Consider the following 18,707-nt stretch of genomic DNA (forward strand, 5'->3'; position numbering starts at 1 on the left):
CAGATGAATAATGCAGGGGTCCCTCATATTAGTATGGAGTGGGAGACTTTATTAAAAAAATGAACTTAGTAAAGAGTTTATTTAGCGCAAGTGTCTTGGAATTGTATAATTCACTAGTCACTGTTTTAATCGAATAGAAAGGTAACACTATGCAATTAATCAATCGGCTGTTGAAAGATAGTCAATTTCGTTATAATCAAGAGAGAAGCAATACATCAGTTCGCAAAGGAGTGAAGCACGATGCAAAGTTATATCGTTATGCAAGGACGTACATACGATGAAGAGAAAGAGTTAGGTGTGCTTTGGTCATTGCAACAAGACAGTATAGGCAATGTTCATCATTTTTGGGAACGGATGAAAGAAGTGCGTGAAGGGGATCGTATCTTTCATTATGTAAAAGGGGATATGGTCGCCATAAGTGTAGCGAAGTCAAGTTACCGCGAGGAGCGAAAGCCGTCTGCGATTCCCTTGGCAGACAGTGAAGACGCCAAAGGGTACTTAGTGGAAGTGGAGTATCACGAACTCGATAAACCGTTGACGGTTGCGGATTGTTTCCATGAACTTTTACCACTATTGCCGATTAAGTATTCTGCATTTCAAGAGAACGGCAATGGAAATCAAGGCTATCTTTATCCGTGTAACGAACAACTGACTTGTAAATTGGTTGAGTTGATCGCGGATTTAAATATTTACGAAATCGATGAAGAACAATTGGAGTTCGTCATGGGTACCGTTCAGAAGACGGAGCATGATTTTCTCATTCCGGTACTTGCTGAAACCGAATCGGAAACGAAAACGAAAGTGCGACTGGGCCATCAGCGATTCCGCCATGAACTTATGCAACTATGGAATGATCAGTGCGCTTTATGTGATATCGAGCTACCGGAATTATTGCAAGCTAGCTACGCTAAACCATGGAAAGATTGCACGAATAACGAGCGCATCGATCCGAACAACGGCATTCTTCTCTGTCGCAATCATGATGCTCTCTATCATAACGGCTTCATTGCGTTTGACGGAACAGGCAAGATTCATATTTCATCTAGAATTCCTGAAGGGGATTACGAGACGTATGGATTGCATAGCAAGATGAGAGTGAACCGAACGGAGAAGAACAAGCCGTATTTAAAATGGCATAAGAAGCATATGTTTAAGGAATAGATCTAAACGCTCTAGTTCCGGTTAAATCACCATACTTCACCGATCGCCTTGCAAAACTTGGTGAGTTTACCCTCTTTTTGTAGTATGATGCATAGAGAGTGTGAATTCGATAACATAGTGTGCGGAGGTACGACATGAATTATGGGGATCCGTTAAGAGATAAAAACATAGAACGAGATACGACAATTTATAATAGTGAAGGTTTTGACAGACGCGGCTTTAATAAGTTTGGTTTTGATCGTCATGGATTTAATGAACAAGGGTTTAATGCCAGTGGTTTTGATAAGTATGGCTTTGATGCACAGGGCTTTGACAAAAACGGCTATAATAATCAAGGGTATGACAAAGAAGGGTTTAGGGCAACGGGTTATAATAAAGCAGGCTTTGATCGAACGGGTTATGACCGTTATGGTTATGACGCAGACGGGTATAATAAAAGTGGTTATAACGTCCAAGGGTATGACAAAGAAGGCTATAAAGTGGATGGTTTCAATCGACAGGGCTTTCACAAGAATGGCTATAACAGAGACGGTTATGACGTCCATGGCTTCAACCGTGCGGGTTTTAATAAGCAAGGGTATGATAAATACGGCTTCAATAAATACGGTGTGAGTGCCCAAGGGTATGGAACGGATGGATTTAATAAGTTAGGCTACGATAAGAACGGTTTTAATCGCCAAGGCTATAATAAATTCGGCTATGACAAAAGAGGTTTCAATCGTGATCGCAAGCATATGAACGGTACGATGTATGACGGCAAAGGCTTTGATTTTCAAGGCGTTCATTTAAATAACAGTCCATTTGATGATCACGGCTTTGATCAAGCAGGCTTTGATGCACAAGGTTTCAATAAAAGAGGATACAACCGTGAAGGCTTTACACGCGACGGCGCACATATTAGTGAAAAGACGTATGATGAAGAAGGTTATGATCAGCACGGTTACAATCGTGACGGTTTTGACCGGGCAGGATACGATGCATCGGGCTTGAATTCGCTTGGCTATGATTCGGAAGGCTATGATGCGCAAGGTTTCAATAAACATGACATGGATCGTGAAGGCTATAATCGTGATGGCTTCAATAAAGCAGGCGTTGATCGAGAAGGTTTCGGGAAGAATGGTCGAAATCGACAAGGGTATGATAAAAAAGGTTTTAATCTACAAGGTTATGATAAGAACGGTTTTAATAAAGAAGGCTACAACCGATTCGGTTATGATCGATATGGTTTCAATCGGGATGGCAAACATGCCAATGGTACGAAATATGATACAAAAGGATTCGACTGCAATGGCTTCACTCCTCAAGGACTCCATCGAAATGGAACGGACCGGGATGATCAGGGGTATGATAAGTCGGGCTATGATGCGGACCGCTATGACCGAAAAGGCTTTAATAAACTTGGCTACGATAGACGTGGTTATGATAAATACGGTTATGATAAGTCTGGATTTAGAGCGGGTTCGAATTAAGAAAAATCTTTAGTATAGGAAAACACCTGGCAAGTTAGAGAGTCACTCTAGCATGCCAGGTGTTTTGCGTTTATTCGTTACAACGTACACAAATACTCTTCCAACCACTGATCGGCTTCTTCTTTCGATGAAACCTCTCCGTTTAGCTGACTCACTTCCAACTGTAGTAAAATCTTAGAGAATGTTGGACCTGGCTTGAGTCCCGCTTTTACTAAATCGCCACCGTTTAAATAACTTTGAAGTGTGTTGCGATTATATAAATACGCAATGACAGATTCCTTATAAGGCACTTGATCAGCTATTAGAATAAACAAGATGGCTTCATCGGAGAAGTTATGCAAAAACAGATGGTAATCTCCAGTTTGTGTGGATTCTTTCCATTGTTCATGTCGTTGTAATTCCATGACTTCTTCCAGCAATTTTTTTCTGTTTTTCCGCAACGTGAATTTCTCTGCGGCATACAAACTATCATTACAATAGAATGGTAGTAAAAAGTAATTGAACCAACTAGGTTTTTCACTGATCTTCAAATTGGAAATCTTTCGTACTTGTTCGTTGTAAAGTTGTTCTAAACTTTCAGCTGTAACGACTGAAGCATCCAGCTGTTTTTCGTTTACACCGAACTGTTGCCAAACGTTCAAGTTGAACAGGCGTCGAATGACTTCTTTCGGACTGCCTTCCGTAAATAAACGAATCATCTCTTCATTAATGCGTTGTGGTGACAAGTGGATTACTTTGTCGATCGACTCGAGAGCTAGCTTTTCTGTCTGTTCATCCATCGCAAAATCGAAACGTTGTTCAAAGCGAACCGCTCGGAAAATGCGGGTAGGGTCTTCGACAAAACTCATATTATGAAGGATTTTGATTTTCTTCTCGCGTAGATCGTTCTGTCCTCCAAACGGATCAATCAATTCACCGAACGCTTCGGCATTCAGACGAATGGCCATGGCGTTGATCGTGAAATCACGTCGCTGCAAATCATCGCCAAGAACGGATGTCTCAATCTCGGGTAAAGCAGCAGGCTGTTCGTAAAATTCGAGTCGAGACGACACCATATCGATGGATAAACCGGATGGCGTGTTCCATGTCGCCGTGCCAAAGTTTTCATGTTCCACGACGTCGCCACCATTTGTTTCCATCATACGATTCGCCAATTCGATTCCATTACCTTCCACCACAATATCGATGTCGTAATTTGGCTTGTCCAATAAAATATCTCGTACAATCCCACCGATTAAATAAACAGGCATGTCGATGTGACTGGCTGTTTCTCCGATTTCTTTCAACTGCTGTAAAGCCTCTTCGGATAATTGCTTTTTCATTTTTTCAATCAGCTCATTAGAAGAGAGAGTACTTGTTGCTTTTTTATCTGCCGTCATATCACTGTACAGTACTTGGATAATATTAGATCGAGTCACAATACCGACGATTTCTCCATTCTCGATAACGGGTAACCGGCCAATGTTGTGTGTAATGACGAGTTCCTGAATTTCTTCGAGCGAAGCATCCGGTCCGATCGTGTAGAGTTTAGTCGTCATATACGCTTTGACAGGCGCATGACCAAGTCCATGGTGATTCGCTTTATCGAGATCACGTCTAGTAATGAGACCGACTAGTTTTCCATTTTCAACGATAGGATAGCCAGAGTGTCCATAGCGATACATACGACGACCGGCTTCTTCAATCGTGGTATCGGGAGTTAATGTTTTAACGGGAGAAGTCATCAACTCTTTTGCGGTAACTGCCGTGCGTAGTATCGATTCCATGCTGCTAAGGATGTCTTCGAGAATTGCTTCTTTATTTCCTTTTTTCACCGTAGCGGAACCTGCGTGTTGGTGTCCGCCGCCTCCAAGCTTTTTTAGAATAGGTAGCAACGTGATTCGTTCTGAATTCGCACGGCCCACGACGCACACGGTGTTTTTCATTTTAACGACGGTTATTACCGCATCCGTACCTTTAACGCCTAATACCTTTGTTGTAATTAAGGCTAGGCCATTGACGAAGTGGTCCAATTCATGCGTGCTTACGGCAATCTCCAGGCCATCGACTTCATGAATTTCAGTATGTGTAAGTAGCTGATTCAATAAATCTTGCTGTTCGGATGTTAACGTTTCTTCTGCAAAACTACTGACCATTTCAAGGCTCATTCCTTGCTCGAGTAAATAGGTAGCTGCCTTCATGTCCCGCACGGTCGTGTTTGCATATGTAAATTTCCCTGTATCTGTATACAGGCCTAGTCCGAATAATGAAGCTTCGAAACTAGAAATGGCTATATTTTGTTTACGTATTTCTTCAATAAGTAGAGTGACTGCAGCGCCAGTTAATTCCACGATGCCTTCATCATACTGCACGTCGTTTTCACCTTTTTGGTGATGGTCGTAGACGATGATTTTCCGTTTCGATGCATCAAAATCGTCAGGAAGTTTTCCTATTCTAGATAAAGATGCGACATCGACGATAATCATTTCTGTTACTTGTTCCCAGTCCACCCGAGCGCTCGGCACAAAGTCGAAGACATCACGGTACATATTTAGAAAACGTTGAACGCGGCTTTCGAGCTTATCGGAAATAATGAGCTGTGCATCGGGATACAATTTTTTTGCTGCGATCATCGAAGCAAGTGCGTCGAAGTCTGTATTGACGTGTGATGTAATAATTTGCACGGATAGTACCTCCTGTTTGAAAGTTATTTAGTAATATAAATAGAAAAGTAACCACCTTCTACCCTGACCCAGTGGAAGGTGGTTACTCTTTACGTTCGATTGTGTTTATAGGACTAGTTTATCATCACCGGCCAAAATGTTCAATTGAGTCTAATATAGGGTACAAGCCTTATCCAATATACACACTTTCGCACGTACCAGCTTGCGGCTCATAGAAACAATGATTTTTGAACTGCCCGGTAAACGGTTGCCCGTACCAAGTAGGGGGACAGGGAGCATATGGATTGAAGTACCATAGCGCATATTGAGCGGGATGTTGTCGCCAGTACGTTAACGTCTGTTCAGCTAATTTTTTTTCAGATTCTCTCGCGCGTTGATAAAATAAGTTTCCTTTTTGTACGGCTTCGAATGAATAATTATTGCCTTGTATTTGGAAGATTACATCGTTTATGGACCGTACATCATTGAAGTCCAGGCAATCGGCTACTGCACGATTGACAATGACATTTCCGACATAGAGCATTCCTTGATTTCCTTCCGCTTCGGCTTCCGCTCTCATCATTCTAGCCATTAATGCGACATCTGAATCTCGGTATTTGACTCTCGCCATAGTTTTCACCTCATTATAGTGTATGAGAACAAGTGGAAATGATGTTACATTTGGAGAAAAATCGACTGAAGAACTTTGTAAAAAGAATGAACGATAATCTTACAATGAGCGATAAAAAGTATCTTATCAAAAACTTACTAAAACATTTTTGAAACCTTTTTAGGAATCCTCCGTCTATAGGGTGCGCAAATGATAATAGGGGGATTCACATGAAGAAAATATATAGTTGTCTGCTGTTACTTGCGAGCTTACTCCTATTTATAATGGGAAATGAGGTCAAGTGGAATTTGAATGAAGTACCATTGTTCCATGAGCAATCAGCGACAGCTTTTGCAGAGACGATACAAAGTAAACCGTTCATTACAGAAAAAGAATTTGATCAAGTATTGACGCTGACAAACAATCAACCGATTTTTATGAAGCAAGGGAACCTAAAGCGAATTGGTGAACTGCAAGCCAATCAAGCGGTTGCGCTCATAGGAGAAGATGAGGAATATTACGAAATTCGAGTAGGCAAAATGCCAGCTTTCATTCGTAAAGGTCAGGCAAAAGTAGAAAAGAATGTGATGAAAACTCCTTTACATACAGAACGACTAGGTGCTGTAAAAACGGATCAACAAACTCCTGTATATACGGAAGCGAATCTTGAAAGTGATGTTCTCATTCAACTAAGAAAAGGCTATCGCTATCCTATTATACAGGAAGAAAAAGATTGGTATGTTATCAAAATAGGTGAACGGGCTGGTTATATCCATAAGCCTTCAGTAGAAATGGATGAAGGGTTACCAGTATTGCTGTATCACCAAGTGCTGCCCCGTAAACAGATGAAAACAGAGATCAGTACGATTTCATCCGAAAACTTTGAAAAGCAGATGGCGTATTTGGCAGATGAGCAATTTACGACATTGACCTCACAACAGTTATATGATTACTTGGAAGGCCGACTCGTTGTGCCGGAGAAAGCGTTGATTATAACATTTGATGATGGTTTATTGTCATCCAAAGAATACGCCTATCCTATCTTGAAACAATATGGCTTTACTTCGCTTCAACATATTATTTCATCTCGTATGGATCGAGATAAAGACGGTCCGCCATTTGACGGTGGAGGCCTTCTGAAGTATTTGACTGTGGAAGACCTTGTTGAACTGCAAGATGTATTTCAGTTCGAAGCCCATACATGTGCATTGCATGAGCTAGGTAAGGAAAGTGGAGCAGGTTTAGTATTCGAACATACAGAAGAAGAAATCATAGATGATTTACAGAAGAATTTACAACATGTGCCTTCAGCCGTTTCTATCGCATACCCATATGGACAATATAATGAAGAGTTTATTGCGGCGGCGAAAGAAGTAGGATTGCTGATCGGCTATACGACAGTCGAAGGATATGCCAATATGGATCGATCCAATTATGAAGTGAACCGCTTTGGCATGACAGAAAAAAGGTCATTTAAGGATTTTGCAACGTATGTTGACGGAGACATGAGATGGCCATAGAAGAGAGTGACTAGCCCAGATGAATGAAATGGATCAAATCATGAATGAACATTCGCGTTATTTAGTACGTATCGCTTATTTATACGTAAAAAACTGGTCAACCGCGGAAGACGTCGTACAAGAAGTCTTTGTTACGTATTTCCAGAAGAGTGACCAGTTCCGTAATGAAGCTTCTATTAAAACGTACTTAACTAAAATGACTGCGAATCGTGCAAAAGATTATTTGCGCTCCTGGAAGCATAAAAAAGATGTGGTGTTTGAGACGATTTTTGTATCATCCAAAAGCTCGGAACAACAACTACTAGAGAAAGAGCAGCTGGCTTCATTAGAAAGGCATTTATTTCAGCTGCCTTTGAAATACCGCGAGCCATTACTTTTATATTATTATGACGAACAATCGATTGCGGAGATCGCAGAATTTCTTGGGCTCAATGAAAATACTGTCAAGACTCGGTTACGAAGAGCCAAGTTACAACTCAAGGAATTTTTTGTGAAAGAGGAGGTAGAAACCTATGAATGATTTCAAACAAAAACTGGACCAAATGATGGGAGATACAAAGGAACAGGAACGACGAATCAAACAGCGGGTACATGAAACCCTTCACCCTTCACAAAGGAGACGTTTTTCTTGGCAAGCGCTGCTGGTCACGGCAGCACTGCCAGTTGTGGCTTTGTTGTTAGTGTTTAACCTAGTTTCAGATAATCAATTCTCATCTGATCAAGGTCCAGGAACGCCGTATGATCCACTTGATGATATGGCTATCATTTCTGCTTTACAAAAGAAAGATCAACTATCAGCTATTGATTACGAAGAATTTTCTTCATTACCTGTAGTAAAGAAAGTGGACGGTCTATTATATGTCGATGACGAATCCTTTTCATTACAGTGGAGTCCGGATACGTATCATCCCGTTATAGAACGTAAGGCAGATCTGTATGATGCTTCGGTCTATGAACTCGGGGATGTGGTACGCACATTTACGAATACGAATAGTCACTTGCCTACGTATACAGGTGTCTATTATGAAGTCGTAGCGGTTCCTGGAGACCGGGTTGTATTGCAAAATGGCAAGCTGCACGTCAACGGTCACGAGTTATCCTCCGAATTGATGGATCGGTATAAGAAACAAAATATCACCATTGCTGGCGGGTATGATCAGCTGTTAAACGCTAGGGAATACCTATTATTGAACCATTTCCCGGCAAAAGACACTGTGCAAGGAGCGACGATCACGCCTGTACACAAGATTTATGGTGAACTGATTGGCGTGGCAACCGAAGAAAAAACCGAATCTATCTATATAGATTATCTGACAGACCAACTCAAGAGCGACTATTCAGCTGAGCAGTACTTTGATTTATATTTATATGACCAGCTAACAGGATTGGATAAACTGCCTGAATCCGAGTTTTTCGCACAAACGAGTCGAATTGGAGAGCTATTCCTTGAGGCGGCGTATCGTCGAGCGATTCCGATTGCCGATGATAAAGTAGAAATTCGTTATCAATATGGTCGTGAAGGCGTCGTGGAGCAAGTGTTCACTATGGGAAGGGATACAAGCTCCGGTCAATGGATAGTGGAAAAATAATGTACAGCACTCTGTAAAGGAGGTGATGCATACATCTTTCACGCAAACCAGGTTGGCACCTGTTCAGCACAAGCCGTCAACCAACCGCTCGCTTATAGAGCCAGCCTGGTTTTCACTAGTTAAGAAAATGGGAAGTATTATGGGAGTAAGAAATAGAAAAGACACCAGACTGGCAACTGTTTTGCATAAGCCGTCAACCAACCGCTCGCTATATAGAGCCGGTCTGGTGTTTATACATACTGGATGTTACGGATACGGAACTCGTTCTGTTTGATCAAAAAGGCAAGAATTTCAATTTAAAAATTAACAAAGAAGTGCCTAGACTTTCCTCTTTGCATGAGGAGATGTATGATGAAATACTAAACGTATAAATTCATATTAGGAGATGATACTATGGCACTCAGTAGAAAAGATTATTTACAGAAAATCATTGGATTACACGAACGCTTAATCATAGCGTCGGAAGAGTACGAAGGCATTTCCGAAGAATTCATTTCAAAACAAAAGCTGGATATAGCAGCGATGAAAGAACAATGGTTAGTGAAAGTAGAAGAGTTCAAGCAGATCCTCGCTGACATGAATGCATTGGAAGTTCCGAATGCCTTTGAAACGGAGGGCAATGAACTGAAAGAAGCCTATACCGTATTCGTCCATTGTGTAGAAGAGAAGACGGAGAAGTTTAGCGTGGAAGCGATGGAGAGCGGGGAGTTGGATGTCCTTCAGTCGAAGGAACAGCATGCCGCGGAAGATATGGAAGATTTGATTGAAAGTATGTTCCAGAAATAAGTTCTAAAAACATAAAGAAAGTTTCAAATGGCAGACAGGCTTTTAATAAAGCTTGTCTGTTGTTTTATTGATGAAAAAATGAAATGCGGCAAGTGCCTTGCTTTCACTTGAGATGGTTTCAAAGGATAGGAGTTTTGATTGTCTTTTCATGTAGGTACGACGAGGAGATAGAAATAGTCTACTCAGTCGAGTGTTTTGCTCCATTCCAATCGAGTGTTTTGTTACCAGCAATAACCTAAGCACTTAAACAAACTACAAAAAAAGATATAGTGCGTGTGGAAAAAATATTTCCACACCTTGTATTCTTTTCTCTTTCTGACTCTATATAGTGTGCAAAGGAGGCGTTACCTATGACACGTAATAATCCGCTTAAATTCATGGTTCAAACGGAATTAGACGCAGCGGCATTAGTGAATCATTAAAACATCATCCGCAGTGGTGAGCAGTTGATCATTTTTCGAGTAATCAACACTTCTTCTAGATAGCTCAACCGTTTTGACTACGTATCGATCTTTTGCAAATACGAGTAAAAATAGATCATCTCTGTATTCAATTCCTTGCGTACTTCCTTTTAATTTACTATTCAGTGAGCCTTCGATTATTTCTTTCGAAGTATAGGGACCGTAAACCATCGCTTTATTCCACTCGAAATCAGTTAGAGACGTTAAGGAGATTTCGGTCACACCGCTCCTTGCTAATTCCTCAATTCTATTAGCAAGCAAAGGGTCTTCAGTTGCGCGATGAAGAAAAAACGTATTACATACTAGTAGAAACAAAGTGGCAAAGACAACCCAAACCATTTTCTTCTTCCTCATATAAAGCACCCCTTCAGTAGGTGAGTAGTATAGATAACGTTGAAAATAGAAAAAAGTTGCACGATAAAGTATTCGAAAAAAGGGGGATGCTCCTCATTAGCAAATTTAGGTAGTGGATGTATAATGGATACAAGAAGTATAATTTGGAGGCAATCAATATGAGTACAACCAAAATTATGAATGAAATGAAGAAATTAATAGAGGCAGATCCGTCACTTGCGATTAGTGAATGGCAAGGAACGTGCCATTATGTAGTAGGGGAAATGATGTCGCTCGAAACGAAAGATCTACAAGAGATTGATCTGAAAGGTATTGCGAAGCCAGGAGAAAAACAAGTTATGCCGATTGAATTATTAATCGCCGCGGCAACTACTAGTTTTGGTGTTACATTCCATTTGGAAGCGTATAATCAGGGAGTGACGGTTGACAGAGCAGAGATTGTTTTCACTGGCGTATGCGATAAAGCACCATTTCTTGGAATTCAAAGCGGCAATAGCGGTATTATGAAGCCGATGATCGTTTTATCTGCCGAGTCTACTACGAATAAAGGTCAACTGGCAGAGATTGCGGCTATTGCGGTTGAACGTTCACCCATTCTTTCCAGTTTGAAGGAAGAAGTTATATTGCATATTAAGTGATTTCATAAAGCTATGAGATATGTATATACAAAATACGCCATCACCTTGTCAATTCAGATAAGGTGATGGCGTATTTATATACTCGAAACTCAAGCGTCCTTTTCAAGTGGTTTGGCTGCAACATTGCCGCCTTCTTTTAAGAACTTAATCATGCCTTCCGCTGCACGATAAGCGAATGCACCAATCGTAACAGTTGGATTGTAGTTACTGTTATGTGGGAATGAGGACCCGCCTACGACGAATAGGTTTTCCATATCCCACATTTGTGAGTAGGTGTTGACTGCGGAGTTTTCAGGAGAAGCTCCCATGATGGCACCACCGAAGAAGTGATCCGTATAGAATTTATGGTCAAATACCGTATCGTCTTTCACCACGTCGACGTTCATTTTGTCTGCACCCATTTCTTTCATGATCTCTTCACAGCGTGCGACGCCTGCTTTCGCACGTGCGATGTCTTGTTTTGCATATTCAACGGTGACACGAAGAAGTGGATTGCCGAGTGCATCTTTATATGTTGGGTCCAGATCCATATACGTATTCTTGTTCGGCAAGAAGCCACTTTGTGGTGTGATGAATAGGTTACGATTATAATATTTTATAGAATTCTTTTTAAATTCTTTACCCCAACCAGGTGTATCATATGGAACTGCGTTATTGGCAATAGGACGTGAACCAAGTTGACTGTAGTGCACTTCATAGCCATGCAAGAAGTCTAGGTTCGTGTGATCTTCATTGTCCCCACTGAAATCATCGATCGTCGCACCCAACCCGCCAGCACCCATGAAATTATTGAACTTCTTGTCTTCGAAGAATCCGCGAGCGCCAATATACGTTGACAAGTTGTTGAAGTGGCCTGTGAAGTTCTTGCCGATGATACCTTGTCCTGTTTTCGGATCGTAGGGCTGTCCGATTTTAGAGTGTAACAACAACTTCGTATTCGTAAAGACGAAACCTGCAAGTACTACGATATCTGCTAGTTGTTCGAATTCTTCTCCAGTCGTGGTATCGGTATAGATTAATCCGTTCGCTTTTTTTCCGTCGTGGCTTACTCGATTCACGAACGCGTCATTACGAATTTCCATCTTACCTGTTTTATGTGCCGTCTTGAGTACCGTACCGATCGGATCCGCTTTCGCTCCAAAGTCACAACCATACTCTTCACAAAATGCACAGTATACGCACCCGTTGATTGTTTCACCGTCCGGATTGGTGTACGTTTTTGAAGCATTCGCAGACGGAATACGATAGGGATGATAACCAAGAGCTTTCGTTGCTTTCATGAACAGACGAATATTCGGCGTTTCTTTCATTGGCGGATTGGGGTACTTATCGGAACGTGGAGGACCAATTGGGTTTTCTTCGCCTGAGATGGCAGCTGTTTTTTCATACCGATCATAATATGGCTCGAGCTCATCATATGTAATCCCCCAATCCTGCATGGTCGATTCTTTAGGGATTTTATCTTTACCATAGCGCTCTACAGTCTTACTGTAAATTTCGAAATCATATGGCAACCAGCGGAAAGCTATCCCGTTCCAATGTACACCTGCGCCTCCCGTATGGTTTCCAAGACGTGCGTTCATATTATTCCGAACCGGTATTGCTTCTTTGCTCATGGAGTTACGAGAAGTAATCGTGTCCTTATTCAATTCTTGCATGAGATCATACCGTTTAGAATAGCGCAGTTCGTCTTTCGTGCCAATATAGTCTTCATGCTTTTTATTTTTACCTCGTTCCAATATGACCACATTATATCCAGCTTTCGTAAGTTCAGCCGCCGCGATTCCTCCGACCCAACCTGAACCTACGATGACTGCATCTACTTTTTCAAGTTTTTTAACCATTGCATATCCTCCTCACGGTTTCTATTTTTAGTGACCTTGGTAATCTCTCAGGCTGACGGGATCCAACTTTACAAATTCATCCGATTCAATATAGTTGGAGTAGGAAGCCACTGCGCCGGGAAACTCTTTCATTTTCCAGCCTTCCATATTGAAATTGCCGCCATACAATGGATCACAGTAAGCGCCTTCTAATGTCGCTTGTTTTAACAGAATGAAAAACTCAGAAGCTTTTACACCTCTCATCTTCACTTTATTTGCTTCGACGTCCGTCATGATTTCTATTTGTTGCTCTTCAGTTGCTTGATCAAACGTGACTCCGAAACGCTTTTGACTTTCCTCGTCCATTTTACGTAATCCTAGCAAGAAGATCATGCCGCGATCCAAAATCGACTGTTCTCCGCCTGGTCCTGCAGTTTGATCGACTTCCTTCAAATCAATAGCGTATGGAGCATGTCGGTAATCGTATGCATTGACACCCCAGCGTCCTGCTAGTTGTTTGTCAATATAATAAGGTACACCTAATTTAATGGCGCCAGGACCGAGTTCGTCTTCAGGTAAAATTTGTTCTGTTGCTGCATTTAATACTTTGAAATCTTGATGACGTGTGAAGAATTGACGTGCTTGCGTTACTTCAATGCCTTTATTGCCCTCGTTTCCAGCTGTCTTGTCATGTTGATCATTTTTCTTATCCAAACCGCCTGAGATTAGACCTCCAAAAAGAGATCCACCGACGAGTCCACCAGCTACGAGTCCAGTATTTTTCAGGAAATTTCTCCGGCTACTATCTTGCTCGTGTTGCGGTTTGCTATTTACGTCTTTGGGTGGTTGTTGATCGGCCATCCTAACTCCTCCTTATACATAAAAGAAATTATTGATTGGTAAACTGAACATTGGAATTTTTCCATAAACTCTACTGTTTTATCATACCCTTATTTATCAAATTTAGACAACTTACTATTCATTTATCCTACTTTTATTGAGTTTTTTGATTTAGTAAGTGAAGAAGGAGTAGACTGTAGTACAGTGCCGTTATGTAGTTGATGGAATAAAACTGATCAAATACGTCAGGTTGGAATAAATGATGATACAATCATTTCAGGCCTACAATTATTTACTAAAATCGAGCAATAACACACGAGAGTTAATTGTTGGAAAATCACATTATGTATTGCGTCATACGAAACGAAGGAGGATCTTAATGAAAGTAAAAATGGCTATACTTCTATTTACAACCATTCTTATATTAAGTGGTTGCAATAAGAAGATCGAAACGAATATGTCCGAAACCATGCCAGACTTTGAATTTACTACACAAGACGACCAACCGCTTGGCTTGAAGGATTTAAAAGGTGACTGGTGGATTGCTTATTTCTCCTATACCAACTGCATCACCGTATGCCCAAGAACGACCGCTAATATGGTCGGTGTTCAAGAGAGATTAAAGGAAGAGGGTTTGGAACCTCGTATTATCTCATTTGGTATAGATCCAGAAAATGATACACCCGAAGTATTAAGGAACTATGCTGCAGATTTTGGAGCAGATCTCCGTACGATGAGTTTTTTGACAGGCTATGATTTTGAAACGATTCAGGAATTATCAAGAAATACCTTCCTTTCTATATTGGAAAGTGGAGCTTTAGACCAACGTGCGCATAGCTATTATTTTTATTTAATTAATCCTGAAGGGGAAATTGTGAAAAGATACGATGGCCTAACAGCAACGGAAAATGAATTGTTGATAGAAGATGTAAAGACTGTGTTAGGTAAATAGGAGAAACGTAAAAAATAACGCCTTTCTAATCACTTGATTAGAAAGGCGTTATTTTTTATCTATTTACCATTTCGGTACACCGACATGGTTTTCAACCCATTCTTCATTGTAATGAATGGTTGAATTGGCTTCATTTAGAGGAACGACTTTAAAGCGCTTCTCTTGATCTTTAATGACGCCAGTCGGGAAGAAGCGTGGATCTTCGATAGTTACAGTCTTTTGATCACCCGTTTGTTCTTTCGTTACAGACAGTCTTGCGATTCCACCGAAGTTTGTATAATCGAACGGTTGGGCGGAATAGAAATTGCCGAGCGAGAAAAATACTTTCGTATTTCCCACTTCCCCATAGCGTTGTAAAACATGTGGGTGATGTCCGAATAGTACATCAGCACCCGCATCCGAAACGAATTGCGCAAGTTCCGCTTGATCTTCGGACGTTTCGAGTTGATACTCGGGACCCCAATGTAAGGATACGATCGTCACGTCTACCTTTGGCTTCATTTGCTGAATTTCATTTTCCATTCGTTCACGATCAATATAGTTGACTAAGTACTCTTTGTCTTGCAAGTCTAGCTTTACATTTGTACCGTACGTATAAGCGAGTACACCGATTTTGATACCGTTAACTTCGACAATCCGTTCTGTTTTGCGGTCTTTAAACGATTCATAAGCCCCTACATACTGCATGCCATATTGTTGCGCATGTTCAATCGCCTTGCGCACACCGTTTTCCCCTTTGTCGAATGTGTGATTGTTGGCGAATGAAACCATATCAACACCAACATCTTGTAAAGCGGGGAGTATATGTTTTGGACTGTTGAATTTTGGATAGGTAGATAAACCAAGTTCGACACCGCCAGGCATAGATTCCTGATTGGCCAAGAGAAAGTCAATACTAGCCATCTTCTCTTTTACCGCTTCGAATGCAAAATCGAAGTTAGGATATGTATAAATTGGATTATGTAATAATACATCGCCAACCATACCGATTGTCGCCGTATGAATAATCGTTTCTCCTAGTTTTTGATCTGATTCTATTTCAGTCAATTTTTCAGACGTATCTTTGGCCGCATTCTGTGGTGTTTGCACATCCGTTTTAGTCGATAATGCAAACTCTCTATTATTCCAATCGTTCCATAAAATTAGACCACCTATAATCCAAATAAAACCTAGTGATGCAACAAGCCATTTTCTTTTCACAAAAATCTCTCCATATCTATAATGACTATTTCTTGTAAATCTATAAAATTAACGATAGCACACTAGTGTAATAGTAAACAATTAAATATATAAATTTTAATAATATATTATTTTCTTCTATTTTTATAGATAAAAAACGCCATACATCGACATGGAAATCGAGTTATGGCGTGGTTGATCTATACATGTAATTTTGCTTGAATCAAAGCTTCCGGTTCCTCGATAACTTTCGTCGGCTTCTTCGACCAAATCGTCGCAAGAATTGGACCGGAAATATTATGCCAGATAGCACCCCATACGCTTGGAAGTGCAGCAAGTGGTCCGAAGTGGGCAGTGGCGAGCGCTACACCTAGTCCGGAGTTTTGCATGCCGACTTCGAGTGAAATGGCCCGTCTGTCGTTTTCGTTCAATCCGAGTCCAAGTGCAATCAAATAACCGAGAAGTAATCCGATCCCGTTATGCAAGAACACGGCGATAAATACGAGTAGACCTGAGCTTGCGACGTTGCCTGTGTTAGCGGAAGTAACCGCAGCGACAATGATGAGAATCGCAACGACTGAAATAATCGGTACGACCGATACACTTTTCGCAACCGCTAGCGGGAAAAATCGTTGGATGAGTAATCCTAGCACAATTGGAATGATGATGACTTGGACGATAGACTTAAACATCGACAACGCATCCACGGGTAGCCATTGTCCAGCTAATAATAGTAATAATAGCGGCGTGACAAGTGGTGCCAATAGAGTAGAAAGGGATGTCATCGCAACAGATAATGCGAGATTTCCTTTTGCTAGATAGACCATAACGTTTGAAGCAGTACCTCCTGGAACAGATCCTAGCAATACGAGACCAGCTGCTAGTTCAGGTGGTAGCTTCAATAAATAAGCAAGAGCGAAAGCAGTGAGTGGCATCACAATAAATTGTGCGGCTACGCCAATGATTACAGGTAGTGGATTGGTCAAAATAATTTTGAAGTCCACTGCACGTAACGTCAGTCCCATTCCGAACATGACAACACCGAGTAAAATCGTGATGTATGCACCCAATCCGAGGAAAGGATTCGGAAACAGGAACGCGATCACAGCGACCAGGATGACCCAAAATGCAAAGTACTTTCCTGCGACAGAACTGATTGTTTCTAGTGCTTTCATGGTTTCATCACCTCGGAATCCAGGTGGAAAATTTTATTTGGATTGAGTAGGTTATCCGGATCGAGAGCTCGTTTGATTTTCTGCATGACAAGAAGTGCAGCGCCGTGTTCTTGTTGCTGGTATTTCTGTTTGCCGATTCCGACACCGTGCTCTCCGGTACAAGTACCGCCACGTTCCAGTGCATAGTGAACGATTTTTTCGTTTAGTTCGTCGGCTTTCGCTAGTTCCGCTGGATCATTCATATCCATCATCAGCAATACGTGGAAGTTGCCATCGCCTACGTGGCCAACGATTCCCCCTGGCATTTCAAGTGACTCGACTACTTCACGTGCATGATTGACCGCGTCCGCCAGTTCGGAAATCGGTAGGCAGACGTCTGTGACCATGAGTTTTTTGCCGGGATTTCCATGAATATAGGCATAGGCCAGATTGTGACGAGCTTCCCATAGTCGATTGCGTTCTGCATTGTCGGTTTCAAATTCGATAGTTGTGCACTGATGATCTGCAACAATTTCTTTTGTAAATTCGACATCTTGTTGTAACCCCGCTTCATTGCCATGGAATTCCAGGAACAATGTGGGCTTTTCTTGATAATGAGTTTCACTGAAGATATTCGCTTGTTTAATAGAAGGCTCATCCACCAATTCTACCCGTGCAATCGGAACGCCTGCTTGCAAGATCGAAACGACTGCTTCCACTGCGTCATGAACGGTAGGGAATGATGCACGGGCGGCTGTTGTGAATTCAGGAATACCATAAACGCGTAAGGTCAGCTCAGTGAAGCAACCGAGTGTTCCTTCTGAGCCAACAAATAATCCGTTTAAATGAAGTCCAGATGCAGATTTAGCCGCTTTATTACCAGTATGGATGACCGTGCCATCTGCCAGGACCACTTCGAGGTCACGTACCTGATCACGCATGACGCCGTATTTGACGGAAGTCGTGCCGCTAGCATTCGTTGCCGCCATGCCTCCAAGTGTCGCATCTGCCCCTGGATCGACAGAGAAAAACAATCCATGTTTCTTCAGTTCTTTATTTAATTGAGTACGTGTGACGCCAGGTTGTACGGTAACGAGGAAATCTTCTGCACGTACGTCTAGAATCGCGTTCATGTTTGAAAAGTCTATTGTGATGCCACCATTATCCGGAATGACACTACCTTCTAGGCTCGAGCCGAGTCCGAATGGTATGACCGCTACGTTACACTCTTTCGATACGCGCATAATTTTAACTACATCGTCAGTGCAAGAAGGGAACACGACAATATCAGGTAATTTCATCGTATGGTAGGATTCGTCCTTTCCGTGAAGTTCACGCACGGTTTCATTGATGGTCACTTGTTGTTCGGTTAATACCTCTTGTAAAGCATGGACGATTGTTTCAGTAGTTGCTGTCATAGTTGTTCTCTCCTTAATGATGAATTCATGTTCTTGAAAGTAATTCCACTGATTAGAATTTTGTAACTATTTTATCGGACATTATATTATTATACTTATTAATCTGAATAA

Annotated in this window: 16 protein-coding genes; 8 read left to right on the forward strand and 8 right to left on the reverse strand. The window is 41.4% G+C overall.

Features of this window, described 5'->3' with window-relative positions; translation table 11 throughout:
* Positions 1-240 precede the first annotated feature (240 nt).
* Positions 241-1,161 carry an HNH endonuclease gene (locus CSV67_RS06310; protein WP_099630754.1) on the forward strand — a complete coding sequence of 307 codons (921 nt, stop codon included), beginning with the start codon at positions 241-243 and terminating at the stop codon, positions 1,159-1,161.
* Positions 1,162-1,295: 134 nt separating this feature from the next.
* Positions 1,296-2,630, forward strand: a complete 1,335-nt coding sequence (locus CSV67_RS16800; protein WP_199173142.1) for a hypothetical protein — start codon at positions 1,296-1,298, stop codon at positions 2,628-2,630.
* A gap of 77 nt (positions 2,631-2,707) precedes the next feature.
* Here CSV67_RS16800 and CSV67_RS06325 read toward each other — a convergent pair whose 3' ends face one another.
* Both CSV67_RS06325 and CSV67_RS06330 read right to left on the reverse strand, forming a co-directional pair.
* A complete protein-coding gene (locus CSV67_RS06325) occupies positions 2,708-5,293 on the reverse strand; it encodes a CBS domain-containing protein (RefSeq protein WP_099630755.1) in 2,586 nt (861 codons plus the stop codon).
* Positions 5,294-5,462: 169 nt separating this feature from the next.
* On the reverse strand, positions 5,463-5,903 hold the full coding sequence (locus tag CSV67_RS06330) for a cell wall hydrolase (protein ID WP_099630756.1): 441 nt from the start codon (positions 5,901-5,903) through the stop codon (positions 5,463-5,465).
* A gap of 209 nt (positions 5,904-6,112) precedes the next feature.
* On the opposite strand from CSV67_RS06330, the gene CSV67_RS06335 reads away from it, so the two are divergent.
* The 4 genes from CSV67_RS06335 (at position 6,113) to CSV67_RS06350 (ending at position 9,777) form a co-directional block, all read left to right on the forward strand.
* Positions 6,113-7,402 (forward strand): polysaccharide deacetylase family protein, encoded by a 1,290-nt coding sequence (locus CSV67_RS06335; RefSeq protein WP_099630757.1) that lies wholly within the window; start codon positions 6,113-6,115, stop codon positions 7,400-7,402.
* A 40-nt stretch (positions 7,403-7,442) separates the two neighbouring features.
* Positions 7,443-7,922, forward strand: a complete 480-nt coding sequence (locus CSV67_RS06340) for a sigma-70 family RNA polymerase sigma factor (protein WP_233192568.1) — start codon at positions 7,443-7,445, stop codon at positions 7,920-7,922.
* Positions 7,915-8,991: a S26 family signal peptidase gene (locus CSV67_RS06345; protein WP_099630759.1), complete on the forward strand. Its 1,077-nt coding sequence runs from the start codon at positions 7,915-7,917 to the stop codon at positions 8,989-8,991. The genes CSV67_RS06340 and CSV67_RS06345 overlap by 8 nt, the downstream gene beginning before the upstream one ends.
* 393 nt (positions 8,992-9,384) lie before the next feature.
* A complete protein-coding gene (locus tag CSV67_RS06350) occupies positions 9,385-9,777 on the forward strand; it encodes a hypothetical protein (protein ID WP_099630760.1) in 393 nt (130 codons plus the stop codon).
* Positions 9,778-10,184: 407 nt separating this feature from the next.
* Here CSV67_RS06350 and CSV67_RS06355 read toward each other — a convergent pair whose 3' ends face one another.
* Positions 10,185-10,592, reverse strand: a complete 408-nt coding sequence (locus tag CSV67_RS06355; RefSeq protein WP_099630761.1) for a hypothetical protein — start codon at positions 10,590-10,592, stop codon at positions 10,185-10,187.
* Between the two features lie 158 nt (positions 10,593-10,750).
* On the opposite strand from CSV67_RS06355, the gene CSV67_RS06360 reads away from it, so the two are divergent.
* Positions 10,751-11,230 (forward strand): OsmC family protein, encoded by a 480-nt coding sequence (locus CSV67_RS06360; protein WP_158232895.1) that lies wholly within the window; start codon positions 10,751-10,753, stop codon positions 11,228-11,230.
* Positions 11,231-11,319: 89 nt separating this feature from the next.
* Here CSV67_RS06360 and CSV67_RS06365 read toward each other — a convergent pair whose 3' ends face one another.
* The gene (locus tag CSV67_RS06365; RefSeq protein ID WP_099630763.1) at positions 11,320-13,074 is read right to left on the reverse strand and encodes a GMC family oxidoreductase; all 1,755 of its coding nucleotides are present in this window, start codon (positions 13,072-13,074) and stop codon (positions 11,320-11,322) included.
* A 27-nt stretch (positions 13,075-13,101) separates the two neighbouring features.
* Positions 13,102-13,914 (reverse strand): gluconate 2-dehydrogenase subunit 3 family protein, encoded by an 813-nt coding sequence (locus tag CSV67_RS06370; RefSeq protein WP_099630764.1) that lies wholly within the window; start codon positions 13,912-13,914, stop codon positions 13,102-13,104.
* A gap of 358 nt (positions 13,915-14,272) precedes the next feature.
* Between CSV67_RS06370 and CSV67_RS06375 the strand changes: the two genes are divergently transcribed.
* Positions 14,273-14,845, forward strand: a complete 573-nt coding sequence (locus tag CSV67_RS06375) for an SCO family protein (RefSeq protein WP_099630765.1) — start codon at positions 14,273-14,275, stop codon at positions 14,843-14,845.
* Positions 14,846-14,908: 63 nt separating this feature from the next.
* Here the strand turns inward: CSV67_RS06375 and CSV67_RS06380 are convergent, their stop codons facing one another.
* The 3 genes from CSV67_RS06380 to CSV67_RS06390 all read right to left on the reverse strand — a co-directional run bounded on the left by CSV67_RS06380 (position 14,909) and on the right by CSV67_RS06390 (position 18,596).
* Complete coding sequence (locus CSV67_RS06380; RefSeq protein WP_099630766.1) at positions 14,909-16,045, reverse strand: CapA family protein; 1,137 nt, start codon at positions 16,043-16,045, stop codon at positions 14,909-14,911.
* Between the two features lie 179 nt (positions 16,046-16,224).
* A complete protein-coding gene (locus CSV67_RS06385) occupies positions 16,225-17,199 on the reverse strand; it encodes a bile acid:sodium symporter family protein (RefSeq protein WP_099630767.1) in 975 nt (324 codons plus the stop codon).
* Positions 17,196-18,596, reverse strand: coding sequence for an FAD-binding oxidoreductase (locus CSV67_RS06390; protein ID WP_099630768.1), 1,401 nt, complete (start codon positions 18,594-18,596; stop codon positions 17,196-17,198). Before CSV67_RS06390 ends, CSV67_RS06385 begins: the two co-directional genes overlap by 4 nt.
* Positions 18,597-18,707: the final 111 nt, after the last annotated feature.

This window comes from Sporosarcina sp. P2, from assembly GCF_002743255.1.
Lineage (GTDB): Bacteria > Bacillota > Bacilli > Bacillales_A > Planococcaceae > Sporosarcina.